Origin of the sequence: Flagellimonas sp. (assembly GCF_965215805.1) — a bacterium.
Classification (GTDB): domain Bacteria; phylum Bacteroidota; class Bacteroidia; order Flavobacteriales; family Flavobacteriaceae; genus Flagellimonas.
Map to the genome: position 1 here is coordinate 2441205 of NZ_OZ244124.1, position 12461 is coordinate 2453665.

9 protein-coding genes are annotated in these 12461 nt (G+C 41.6%); 7 read left to right on the forward strand and 2 right to left on the reverse strand.

Annotation, left to right across the window (positions count from 1 at the left end; all coding sequences use genetic code 11):
- Positions 1–14: 14 nt before the first annotated feature.
- Positions 15–404, reverse strand: a complete 390-nt coding sequence (locus tag ACOOE0_RS10775) for a DUF1573 domain-containing protein (protein WP_138839447.1) — start codon at positions 402–404, stop codon at positions 15–17.
- A gap of 197 nt (positions 405–601) precedes the next feature.
- On the opposite strand from ACOOE0_RS10775, the gene ACOOE0_RS10780 reads away from it, so the two are divergent.
- Together ACOOE0_RS10780 and ACOOE0_RS10785 are read left to right on the forward strand one after the other, a co-directional pair.
- Positions 602–3226 (forward strand): valine--tRNA ligase, encoded by a 2625-nt coding sequence (locus ACOOE0_RS10780; protein WP_420398932.1) that lies wholly within the window; start codon positions 602–604, stop codon positions 3224–3226.
- 61 nt (positions 3227–3287) lie between these two features.
- Positions 3288–4856, forward strand: a complete 1569-nt coding sequence (locus ACOOE0_RS10785; RefSeq protein ID WP_420398933.1) for a Kelch repeat-containing protein — start codon at positions 3288–3290, stop codon at positions 4854–4856.
- 210 nt (positions 4857–5066) lie between these two features.
- Here the strand turns inward: ACOOE0_RS10785 and ACOOE0_RS10790 are convergent, their stop codons facing one another.
- Positions 5067–7442 (reverse strand): TonB-dependent receptor domain-containing protein, encoded by a 2376-nt coding sequence (locus ACOOE0_RS10790; RefSeq protein ID WP_420398934.1) that lies wholly within the window; start codon positions 7440–7442, stop codon positions 5067–5069.
- Positions 7443–7661: 219 nt separating this feature from the next.
- On the opposite strand from ACOOE0_RS10790, the gene ACOOE0_RS10795 reads away from it, so the two are divergent.
- From ACOOE0_RS10795 to ACOOE0_RS10815, 5 genes are all read left to right on the forward strand, one after another.
- Complete coding sequence (locus tag ACOOE0_RS10795) at positions 7662–8663, forward strand: sensor histidine kinase (protein WP_420398935.1); 1002 nt, start codon at positions 7662–7664, stop codon at positions 8661–8663.
- Between the two features lies 1 nt (position 8664).
- Positions 8665–9369: a LytR/AlgR family response regulator transcription factor gene (locus ACOOE0_RS10800; protein ID WP_420398936.1), complete on the forward strand. Its 705-nt coding sequence runs from the start codon at positions 8665–8667 to the stop codon at positions 9367–9369.
- A gap of 170 nt (positions 9370–9539) precedes the next feature.
- Entirely contained in the window at positions 9540–10928 is a 1389-nt protein-coding gene (locus tag ACOOE0_RS10805; RefSeq protein ID WP_420398937.1) for a Gfo/Idh/MocA family protein, read from the forward strand.
- A 121-nt stretch (positions 10929–11049) separates the two neighbouring features.
- Positions 11050–11547: a YybH family protein gene (locus ACOOE0_RS10810; protein ID WP_420398938.1), complete on the forward strand. Its 498-nt coding sequence runs from the start codon at positions 11050–11052 to the stop codon at positions 11545–11547.
- On the forward strand, positions 11544–12410 hold the full coding sequence (locus ACOOE0_RS10815) for an RNA polymerase sigma factor (protein WP_420398939.1): 867 nt from the start codon (positions 11544–11546) through the stop codon (positions 12408–12410). The genes ACOOE0_RS10810 and ACOOE0_RS10815 overlap by 4 nt, the downstream gene beginning before the upstream one ends.
- The last annotated feature ends 51 nt before the right edge of the window (positions 12411–12461 follow it).

Genomic DNA, 12461 nt, shown 5'->3' on the forward strand with positions numbered 1-12461 from the left:
ATAACTTTTACGCTTTATTTGGCGCCTTCCGCTTTCACGGTTCCTTTTATTTTCAGCACCTTGGTTGGGGTATCCGCATTGGAAGTAACCGTAATGGCCTTTCTAATGGGTCCAACCCTTTTGGTATCGTACTTTACTTCAATTTGTCCTGTCTTGCCAGGTAAGATTGGTGCTTCCGGCTTTTTAGGGATGGTACACCCACAGCTGGATTTTACATTGCTGATTACCAATGGCGCGGTCCCTGTGTTGGTAAATTCAAAAACCCGAACACCGTCACTTCCTTTGGCAATTTCACCATAGTCAATGGTCTCGCTCTTAAATTCAATCTTAGCTGTAGCATCCTGGGCATAAATTCCTAGGGAAAGTAGCCCTACAAACAACATGAGTACAGTTTTTTTCATCATTTCTAGTTTTGGGTGAATTTCAAATTTAGATGTTTTCACACCTGCATCCAAAATTCTTTTGTTATGTAATAACGTTACTTATTTTTGTTTCGTATTTCGAGATTGGCCCTCAGCCGAAGAATAGCGTTAATTTAACATGGCTACTCTCCTGCACAAATCCAATCCGATTCCTAAAAAGACAAAAACTATACCGAAAAATGGAAATTCCATCAAAATATGAGCCCAAAAGGGTAGAGGAGAACTGGTATTCGTACTGGATGAAGCATGATTTTTTTAGCTCAAAACCTGATGATAGAGAACCTTATACTATAGTAATCCCCCCACCCAACGTAACAGGGGTGCTGCACATGGGGCATATGCTCAACAATACCCTTCAAGACGTATTGATCCGTAGGGCGCGTTTACTGGGCAAAAATGCGTGCTGGGTGCCCGGTATGGACCATGCTTCCATTGCGACAGAGGCCAAAGTGGTGTCCAAATTGAAGGAAGAAGGAATTGAAAAAGCCGATTTATCCCGAGATGAGTTCCTAAAACATGCTTGGGATTGGACCAACGAATATGGTGGCGTTATCCTTCAACAGCTAAAAAAATTGGGCTGCTCCTGTGATTGGGAGCGAACAAAATTCACGATGGATGACGATATGTCAGCCTCCGTAATCAAGGTTTTTGTGGATTTATATGAAAAAGGCTTGATTTACAGGGGCTACCGAATGGTGAATTGGGATCCCCAGGCAAAAACAACGCTTTCGGACGAGGAAGTAATCTATGAGGAACGTCAAGGTTCCCTGTACTATCTGGAGTATCCTATTGAAGACTCTGATGAGAAAGTGACCATCGCAACCACCAGACCTGAGACTATTTTGGGAGATACCGCAATCTGTATCAACCCGAACGATGAAAGATATAGGCATTTAAAGGGTAAAAAGGCCATTGTTCCTATCTGTAACCGGGTTATTCCCATTATTGAGGATGAATATGTGGACATGGAATTTGGTACGGGATGCTTAAAAGTTACCCCCGCGCACGACGAAAACGATAAGAATTTGGGGGATAAGCACAATTTGGAGGTAGTGGACATCTTCAATGAGGATGCTTCTTTAAATTCCTATGGACTTCACTATCAAGGAAAGGATCGATTTGTGGTTCGAAAGGAAATCTCCAAAGAACTGGAGGAAAAGGGGTTTTTGGTCAAAACAGAACAGCATACGAACAAGGTAGGTACTTCGGAGCGTACCAAGGCCGTCATTGAACCTCGACTTTCTGATCAATGGTTCCTAAAAATGGAAGGATTGGCAAAACCCGCCCTTGAAGGGGTGTTGAAGACAAATGATATCAAACTGTACCCCAAAAAGTTTGAAAATACTTATCGCCATTGGATGGAAAACATTCGGGACTGGAACATTTCCCGTCAACTGTGGTGGGGTCAGCAGATTCCCGCTTACTATTTTGGGGACGGGAAAGATGACTTTGTAGTGGCCGAAACCAAGGAGGAAGCCCTCAAAAAGGCCCAATCCCAGAATCCAAAAATCCAAGAATCTGATCTGCGGCAAGACGCTGATGTATTGGATACTTGGTTCTCTTCCTGGCTATGGCCCATAAGCGTGTTTGGTGGTATTTTGGAACCAGATAACAAGGATATCACTTATTACTATCCCACAAGCGATTTGGTCACGGGACCAGATATTCTGTTTTTCTGGGTAGCCCGTATGATTATCTCAGGCTACGAGTACCAAGGCAAACGTCCCTTTGAAAATGTATATCTAACGGGCTTGGTAAGGGACAAGCAGCGTAGAAAAATGTCCAAACAACTTGGAAATTCACCAGATGCATTAAAGTTAATCGAAGACTTTGGAGCCGATGGGGTTAGGGTGGGACTTTTATTGAGTTCTGCCGCAGGAAACGACTTGATGTTTGATGAAGCCCTTTGTCAACAAGGAAAAAACTTTGCCAACAAAATTTGGAATGCCTTCCGATTGATCAAAGGATGGGAAATTGCCGATTTGGAACAGCCCGAATCTGCAAAAACGGGAATTGATTGGTATACGGCCAGATTCAACCAAGTTTTGGCTGAAATAGAGGATCATTTCTCCAAATACCGTATTTCAGATGCCCTTATGGCCATTTACAAACTGGTATGGGATGATTTTTGTTCTTGGTTATTGGAAATTGTTAAACCCGCCTACCAGAAACCCATTGATCGAACTACGTATAATGCCGTCATTGATTTGTTTGAGCAGAATCTAAAGATTTTGCATCCGTTTATGCCATTTTTAACCGAGGAAGTCTGGCAGCATATCACAGAACGAACTCCAGAGGAAGCCCTGATTATTTCCAGCTGGCCTAAAGTGGAGAATACGGACGCTACCTTAATTTCCAATTTTGACTTTGCTGCTGAGGTGATTTCCGGTATTCGTACCATTAGAAAGGAAAAGAACATCCCTCAAAAAGAGTCTTTGGAACTTTCTATGGTCAATAGTGAAAAAGTGGGGAGTCAAATGGACAGTATCATTACCAAACTGGGAAATATTTCCCAATTGGACACAGTGGGTGCTGGCTTGGATGGAGCTTTAAGCTTTAGGGTAAAGAGCAACGAGTACTTTATTCCCATGGGTGGTGCCATAGACATTGAAGCCGAAATCAAAAAAATTACCGAGGAGCTTAACTACACCCGCGGATTTTTGCAATCCGTCCAGAAAAAGCTGGGTAATGAGCGATTTGTAAACAACGCTCCTGAAAAAGTTGTGGCCATAGAAAAAAAGAAAGCGGCGGATGCCCAGGCCAAGATTGAAACCTTGGAAAAGAGTTTGGCCAGTTTGGAGTAGTTAGACCTTGAAAAACTTTTAGTATCAGCAAGTCAATACAAACCTAAATCTTACATATTTAATGAAACTTTGTCGTTTACACTTTGTGCTGTGGTCATTTTTATTATTTAATTCTTGTAGCTCTTCAGATGAGACACCTCAGGAAAATATTGTTATCAATGTATCAGATGTCAATATTCAGGTGGAGGAAAACCAAGAAAATGGACAAGTTTTAGGAAGCATTAATGGATCAACAAATCAAGGAAGCCTGACCTATTCTTTAATCTCGGTTAGTCCTGCTGGTGCAATAAGTATAAATTCTTCAAATGGTGACATTTCGGTGGCAAATTCAGATTTTTTTGAGTTTGATACTACCCAAGGTATAACCGCGATAGTGGAAGTTAAAAATGGTACTGAGAAAAAGGAAGTTACAATTACCATCGATTTAATCGAAATCATTGAACCGATTACAATTCAACTTCAAGATTTCGAAGTCGAAATCGCTGAGAATCCAGAACAGAACCAAACTTTGGGAACTGTAGAGCTAATCACTAATGCAAGTTCCGTATTGTTTTCGCTTAGCCAGTTATCTCATGAAAATTCGTTGATTATTGATTCGTCCTCTGGAGAAATTAAGGTGGGTGATAGTTCAGTTTTTGATTATGAACAAAATCCGGTCATAACTGCGGTTGTGACTGCTGAAGTTGATGGAGTCACAGATAGTTCCGATATCACGATCAATTTGACCGACGTGTTGGAAACAAGTATTTCATTTACCGAGATTGATGTTAATGGAGCTCACTTTTCGGGAAGAACCAGTATGGGTTGTGTTGAATTTCAAAACAAATTGTTTGTTATAGGAGGCTGGGATGGAGTTGATAAAACGGATGTATGGTCAAGTGATGATGGCGTAAATTGGCAAAACATTGGGTCTTTTGGTAAAGTTACGCAACAGGGGAGAACAAGTGGATTCAATCTACGGCTAGTGGTTTTTGAGGGTAAACTTTGGATTATTACGGCAGGCGCAGGTGCTGCTACACCTTCTGAAATTTGGTCAAGTTCTGATGGAATTTCATGGGAAGAAACGATACCGGATGGAGAGTATTTTGAAGGATTGACAGCCAATGAAGTACTGGTCTTTAACAACAAACTTTGGGTTATTGGTGGTCAAGGTGGACATGATTCTGGTGTATACTCTAGTCTAGATGGTGTTACATGGGTTCATGAATCAATTAGCGGTACAAGTTTTTCAGGTTTAAGGGAGCACAGGGCAGTTAGCTTTAACAATAAAATCTATGTTATTGGAGGTAATCGGATAGGAGCCGGGGTAACCAATGAAATTTGGTCAAGTCCTGATGGAATCAATTGGACTTTGGAGGAGACCGCAACACCAAAGTTTTCGGCCAGATCGCTGCATCAAGTCGAGATTTTGGATGGTCAACTTTGGCTAATTGCAGGGGCAGGGGAAGAATATTACAATGACGTTTGGGTAAGTTCCAATGGGATAGATTGGGATGAAGCAGTTATTGTTGGTGAACATTTTTCCCAAAGAGCTTTCCATGCTACGACGATATTCAACTCTCAGCTATGGGTAATTGGTGGCCGTTTTGAAGCAGGACCAAGATTGAATGATATTTGGGTTATGGACTAATGAAAAAGCCATGAACGCTTTATAAACAACGTTTTGGAAAAAGTTGTGGCCATAGAAAAAAAGAAAGCCGCGGATGCAGAGGCCAAGATTGAAACCTTGGAAAAGAGTTTGGCCAGTTTGGGATAGTTACCTGAATCTCTTTTGATTTTATTTGCTTGGAGCTAGGTTTCTAAAGTCTAAAGTCTAAAGTCTATAGTCTATAGTCTAAAATTATCTCCTTCTTCCGCCTGAATACTGCATGGCTTCACCCTTGCCAAACCCATAGCTAAAGCCAAAAGCTATAAAACGTCCACGTAGTCTGCGGTTGTAGACTTCAAAGTCTGCCTGTGCAATTTGGTTTTCATAGATACGGGAGGCAAATACATCTCTAACACTCAGGTTAAGAATGGCCTTACCTTTCATAAGCTTTTTACGAACGCCTAAATCCATAAAGGCATTACTGTTGGTTTCTCCTTGTACCGTTTGATATTTGGAGCGATAGTTACCGGTAGCTTCAACATCGATACCAGCTGGGAACTTGATCTTTGTCATAAGTTTAGAGGACCATCTATCCGCATTGAAATCAAAAACCGTTGATTCAAAAACACCTTCCCTGGAGAATTGGTTATAGTTAAAGTCGGCATTCAGGGTAAGCCATCGGAATGGGCTGTATTTTGTATTGAACTCAACCCCTGTTGTATTATTGGTTCCAATGTTTTCGGGTTTTGTGGTGGTCACATTATTTTCAAAGGTGGAGACCCGTTCAATAACATCCGTGGTATAACGGTGGTAAACTCCAAAGTTAAGGGCAGTTTTGCCGATAAAAAAGATAGTTGTAATCTCATAGGAATCAGTGAACTCGGGCATAAGCTCTGGATTTCCTTGACGGATGCTAAAATTGTTCCTGATATTGAAAAAAGGGTTCAAATCCCACAAACGTGGCCTGTATATCCGTTTGGAATATCCTGCTTGTAAAGAAACTTTTTCCGAAAATTTATAGGAACTGTGCACACTTGGAAACAAGTTGGTGTAATCTTGGGAATTGTCCTGACCTGTATTTGCCAATAGTGTGTTCAAATTGGTTTGTTCTAGACGTACCCCTGCCTTTAATCCCCATTTTTTACTTTCATAAGCTCCAGTGCCGTATATTCCAAGCACTTTCTGATCGAACTCAAATATATTGGTCAGCCCTGGGTCTATAACAAAAGAACCATTTACGTTGTTCTGGACTTCATAGTCGTTGCTTACATCGTTAAGAACATATTGTGCTCCTGTCTCCACAGTGAATTCTTCAGAGAACGGGCGAGTGTAGTCCAGTTTATAGGTAAACACGGATTCCTTAAAATCTGTACGTGTCAATTGCATGTCGTCATTATTTGTCCCTGAAATAGTGGTGTCGGTAAATTCTGAGGACTGATCTTTTCCAAAGAAGTTGCCCAAGGCACTAAAAAGCAAGACATGGTCCTCATCACCCTTGAAGTCTTTTTTGTATTGCAGCTCGTACTGAAATTTAGGGTTAGTGGCCTCTGTAACTTCGTTTCGTTCCCATTGGGAGTCAATCTGGTCGTTGATGCCTAGGGAGGCAAAGTTGGTGGTGGAAGGTTGATCTTCGATTTCAAGGGCAAAGTTCCCGGAGAGGGTCAACACACTGGTAGGGTCAAAGTAGTAGTCAGTACCTAGAACGAAGTTATAGTAAGCTTCGTTTCGAAACTCTTCCCCAATGGTCCTAATAGTGGTATTATTGACCAAATCCGTATTGCGACTTTCAATATCGTTGGGGAGTTCCCTATAGCCAGCTCCCAATTGGGTAAAAAGATTGAATTTTTCCGTCCTTCGATTTAAGCTGATACCTACACTGTGGCTATCCGGAGCCCCGGTGTTTACGGAAACTGAGCCGTTTAATCCCTTACGCTCCTCCTTTTTAATGACAATATTGATGATTCCCGAAGTACCTTCGGCATCGTATTTTGCAGAAGGGTTGGTGATAACTTCCACCCGATCGATCATATCAGCGGTGATGGTCCCCAATGCATTGGTACCATCACTTGCAATTATTGAGGGTTTTCCATTGATAAGTATCTGAACCCCTTGGCTTCCCCTTAAACTTATTTCCCCCTCAATATTTACGTTGACGCTGGGAACATTATTAAGAACCTCCAACGCACTTGCCCCAGTACTGCTAAGGTCCTTGCCCACATTAAACACCCTTTTGTCCAGTTTGAACACGGTTTTTGAGACTTCACCCTCTACCACAACCTCTTCCAATTGTTGGGCGTCCTCGCTGATTTGGATGGTTCCCAAATCGATTCTACCACCAGTTGCCTTTGGCTCCACAATTTTCTTCTGATATCCAATAAAACTGATTTCCAGATAAAAGTCCGTAGCATTGGTTTCCAGAACAAACGAACCATCTTCCAAGGTAGTGGTTCCTGATATTCCTTGTTTGGTAGCATTGTCCGCAACCATAACAGTGGCGTATGCCACGGGTTGACCACTGGATCTGTCCACTACCTTACCGCTAAAAACGGTTGTCTTTTGCTGTGCCGGACAAGATAAAATGCCGAAAGTCATAAAGAGAATGGAAAGGAATATCAATCTGGATTGCATAGTAAATTCAATATAATTTGAAATAATATTCCAAAGATGCTATGTAATCTCCATGGTCGACCCTTAAATTCTGCGAACAACCTAGTTGATACCGTAATCGACAGACTTTTCAAATAATGGGCTAAGATGCCGATTGCAGACCTAGTTGGGTTGTTGACAGGATTATTTTTCTTTTGTTACCTTATGATGGATAGTTTTGGTGAATTTAAAATTTCAAACTTGATTCCACGTAGAGAGCTTATTTTTCAAGTCATCCTCCATATACTGGTCTTTGTGTTCTACTCATATGACCGGCGCCATCCAGAAATTGACATTTATGAAGTGACCTTTTTCTTGACCTATGTGGTGGCTGGGATACTGATTAACTATTATTTGATGCCCAAGTTCCTGTACCAAAAGAAGCACTGGAAGTTTTTTGGCAGTGTGCTATTGGTCATCATAGGATTAATACTACTGGAGGAGCTGGTATTGGAACAGATATTTTTCCCGGGAACCAGACGGGCTAGGGCTTTTCCTGGGGTGTATTATGCTTTATTTGAGGTAGTACCAGTTATAGCCATCCTTTGTGGATTTAAGTTTGCATGGGACGCCCTGCAAAAGCAGAAACAGATAGATGAGTTAAAAAGTACTGTTAAAGAGAGCGAGCTTCAATTTCTCCGATCGCAGATCAACCCGCATTTCTTGTTCAACAACTTAAACAATCTGTACTCTTACGCACTTGAAAACTCCCCTAAGACCCCTGAGATAATTTTGGAAATGAGTGGGGTATTGCGGTATATGCTTTATGAATGCAAGGAGAAATTTGTCCCTCTCAAAAAGGAAATTGAACAATTGGACAACTTTATCAAATTATATAAACTACAAATCGAGGATAGGGGAAAGGTTCGCTTTGAAACACATCGGATTAAATCTGGATATAAGGTAGCCCCTTTAATTTTGATTGTTTTTATCGAAAATGCCTTCAAACATAGCCAAGCGGGTCAATCGTCCAATATTTCCATTGACATCAATGTGAGCCAAAAAGGAAATCAGTTGCAATTTTCCTGCAGCAATAATTTTGAGGAGGCAAAAGAACTGGATACTTTGGCCAATGGTATTGGACTCAGCAATGTAAAAAAACGTTTGCAGTTGTTGTATCCCAACCGGCATGAACTTGAGATCAGGAAAGAGAGCAACCAATTTTCGGTATTGTTGACCATGGAGTTGGAAAAATCGGAATGAGATGAAGTGTATCATTATTGAAGATCAGCCACCTGCCCAAAGGATTCTGAAAAAATTCATTGAGGATGTGGATGCATTGGAATTGAAAGGTGTTTTTTCAGATGCCTTACAAGCTATGGAATTTCTCAATTCGGAACCTATCAACCTCTTGTTTTTGGACATCCATTTACCTAAGATATCAGGATTGGATTTTTTAAAATCCCTACCCAATCCCCCGCATGTTATACTCACCACGGCCTTTTCAGAGTACGCTCTGGAAAGTTACGATCTCAATGTGGTGGACTATTTACTGAAACCCTTTTCCTTTCAACGCTTTTTAAAAGCAGTGGCCAAAGTCCCCGTTGTTAAGGCAACCCATGTGTTGACGGGGGATACGGAAACGGCATCTATGCCAAAAAGCCATATCTACATTAAGTCCGGGTATGAACATATCAAGATTCATTTGGACGATATTTTGCATATCGACTCCGATTCGGATTATACCGAGGTTATAACCCTCGAACGAAAATATCTCTCCAGTGAGCCATTGCGGTTTTGGTTGGAAGCGTTGCCAGGAGCAAATTTCATCAGAACGCACAAGTCGCACATTATCAACACGGATAAAATCGACAAGATCATGGGCAATCAGATTTATTTGGAAGGTGGGCATACCATTCCAATTGGTAGGGCGTACAAGGAGCATTTTTTAAAAGTAATTCTTAAATAAGGCCAATAACCCAACTTTGGTGGGCTTTACAGATTCAATTCTGCCTCTGAAATAACTTATAATCTAGCCGTACAGTAAAGTATTTTGACCAATAATATGGAACAAATGTCATTTTTTCATACATTCGATATGAAAAAGTGTTAACGTTAACATTTTAAACTAAAAGCACCATGAAAAACTTTGATCGCCGTAATTTTCTTAAAAAGACCTCGCTGTCGGCAGCAGCCATTTCAGTAATGCCCAGCTACTTAAATGCTGAGATGGAAAGACCTTCCCAAGCTACGTATATGGGAGATTTTGCGGCCCCCAAATTGGATTTGATTAGGGCAGCTTTCATAGGGGTAGGTGCAAGGGGCGGGACCCATTTAAAATCCTTTGCCGCATTGGAAGCTACCGAAGTGGTTGCCATTTGCGATTTGTATGAAGACTTGGTCGATCAAAAGATAGGATGGGTAAGGGAAGTTGCCGGTAAAAAAAGACATAAGAATATTGCCAAATACTCGGGAGACGAAAACCTTTGGAAAAAAATGTTGGCAGAAACCAAACCCGACGTGGTTTTCATCGCAACGAACTGGTTAAGTCATGCTCCCATGGCCATCGAAGCCATGAATCAGGGTGCCCATGCCTTTGTAGAGGTTCCCATTGCCGTAGGTTTGGACGAGATGTGGGATATTGTTGATGCTTCGGAACGAACCCAGAGACATTGCATGATGATGGAAAACGTGAACTATGGCCGTGATGAACTCATGTTTCTAAATATGTGCAGACAGGGAGCTCTAGGTGAAATTTTGCATGCCGAAGCTGCCTATATCCATGAACTTCGAGGGCAGATGGAGGAGCAAAAAAGAGGAACAGGCTCCTGGAGAACCTATCACTATGCCCATAGAAATGGAAACCTATACCCAACCCATGGTTTGGGGCCAGTGGCGCAATACATGAATTTGGGAAGAACAGATGACAACTTTGGAAGTTTGGTCTCCTTTTCCACACCCGCTATAGGAAGAAGCGCTTATGCCAAAAAAAACTACCCAGCGGATCACAAATGGAACCAATTGGACTATAAAGGGGGAGATTTAAATACCTCAATCATTAAAACCACTTTGGGGAGAACCGTAATGGTACAATGGGATGAAACCAGCCCCAGACCGTATAGCAGATTAAACCTCATTCAGGGAACCAAGGGTACCTTGGCTGGTTTTCCAACCCGTGTGGCTTTGGAAGGTGGTGTGGAAGGAATTACCAAAGATCATCATTCTTGGGCACAGGGCGACCAATTGGCAGCAGTGTATGAAAAATATGATCACCCCTTGTACAAAAGATTAAATGAAAGCACCAAAGGCAGTGGACATGGCGGTATGGATGGTATCATGATGTATCGCATTGTGGAATGTTTGCAAAAGGGATTGCCATTGGATCAAAATGTTTACGAGGGATGCTTCTGGAGTGCTGTAGCTCCCTTGAGCGAACGTTCTGTGGCCAGTGGCGGGGCTCCGCAACCTTTTCCGGATTTTACCCGAGGTAGTTGGAAAAGTACTGCTCCTTTGACTATCGTGGAATAGCTTTGCAGGTTTTATACTTGAAGCTTTTACTGAATTTCAAAATGTAGTTGATCGCATAATTTTTAGGGTACAACTGTAACAGTTGGCATTTGGGATGTGTCCAAATCATAAAGCAATTAATATGATAATTAAAAGACACATGTACGTAATCTTGGTCATTGGCTTTGGAATGACCACAAGTATGAAATCCCAAAAACAAAAAGTTATGCAAACAACAATTTCAAAAGAGGAACAAGCCGTATTGGGCGCAGTGGCCTCCATGACAAAATCGTTCAATAATGCAGATATTGAAGGAGTCATGTCCAGTTACCAAGAAGGGGCATTGGTAATTTTTGAACCAGAAATGCGGGTTACCGATAAAAAACAGCTTCGGGAAATGTTTTTGGCAGCCTTTGCCATTAAGCCACAATTTGAATACCCCAACGGCCATGAGGTCTTTGTGAATGGAAATTCGGCCACACACATTGCACCCTGGATTATGAAGGGTACCGCTCCAGATGGGACAGCGGTCACCCAAAGTGGACTTTCCGTGGCCCATCTTCAGAAACAATCCAATGGCAAATGGTTACTTATCTTTGATAACCCACATGGAAGTTATCTAATGTCCAAGAAACCATGAAAAAGGATTGCAAAGAAGACATTTCAGAAGAAAAACTGATATCAAAGGCCTTATCTGGGGATAAGGCCTCCCTGGAATTGTTGATTACCAGAAATCAAGATTGGATTTACAATGTAGCCTTGACCTTTGTTGGTGATGCGGATGAGGCGGCCGACCTTACCCAAGAAGTGTTGATCAAAGTGATAACCAAATTGGACACCTTTGAACAGCGTAGCAGCTTTAGAACATGGATGTACCGTATTTTAAAGAACCATTTTCTGAATATGAAACGGGGAAGGCATGAGGTAAATCCACCAAGTTTTGAACAATTTGGTGAAGGGTTGGATCAATTGCCCGACGAATCACTTTCCAATTATACCTATGAGGTTGAGGAGAAATTGTTGGTCAATGAGGCCAAGATCAGTTGTATGAAGGGCATGCTGTTGTGTTTGGATAGGGAACAACGGCTAATATACATCATAGGGGAATTGTTCGAGTTTCCAGATTCCGTGGGGAGTGAAATTATGGAAATGAGTAAACAAAACTTCAGGGTTAAACTTCATAGGGCCAAAAAGCAATTGTACAATTTTATGGACCATAAATGCGGCTTGATCAATAAGTCCAATCCCTGTAGGTGTCACCGTAAAACAGCGGGTTTTATTAAAATGGGTTATGTGGATCCGAAGGCGCTCCACTTTCAAAAAGATGTACTTGCCAAAATCAATGATGTGGTAGGAAGCAAGGTAGATACCTATTCCAACGAAGTGCTGTCCGAGTATCAAAAACTATATCAAGAGCATCCCTTTTTACAAAGTCCTGATAAACTGGCTTCCATTAGGCGATTGCTTTCTACCGAGAGTATCAAGGAAACCTTCAACCTTTAAAGGGGTGATTTAGATTGATTTTCCCTTGTTCAAAGGTACTTTATTTTGTTT

Excerpts from the sequence above, each read along its gene's own strand:
- ACOOE0_RS10780 (WP_420398932.1), top strand. The coding sequence starts at position 602 with ATGGAAATTCCATCAAAATATGAGCCCAAAAGGGTAGAGGAGAACTGG.
- ACOOE0_RS10805 (WP_420398937.1), top strand. The coding sequence starts at position 9,540 with ATGAAAAACTTTGATCGCCGTAATTTTCTTAAAAAGACCTCGCTGTCG.
- ACOOE0_RS10810 (WP_420398938.1), top strand. The coding sequence starts at position 11,050 with ATGATAATTAAAAGACACATGTACGTAATCTTGGTCATTGGCTTTGGA.
- ACOOE0_RS10815 (WP_420398939.1), top strand. The coding sequence starts at position 11,544 with ATGAAAAAGGATTGCAAAGAAGACATTTCAGAAGAAAAACTGATATCA.
- ACOOE0_RS10790 (WP_420398934.1), bottom strand. The coding sequence starts at position 7,442 with ATGCAATCCAGATTGATATTCCTTTCCATTCTCTTTATGACTTTCGGC.
- ACOOE0_RS10775 (WP_138839447.1), bottom strand. The coding sequence starts at position 404 with ATGATGAAAAAAACTGTACTCATGTTGTTTGTAGGGCTACTTTCCCTA.
- ACOOE0_RS10785 (WP_420398933.1), top strand. The coding sequence starts at position 3,288 with ATGAAACTTTGTCGTTTACACTTTGTGCTGTGGTCATTTTTATTATTT.
- ACOOE0_RS10800 (WP_420398936.1), top strand. The coding sequence starts at position 8,665 with ATGAAGTGTATCATTATTGAAGATCAGCCACCTGCCCAAAGGATTCTG.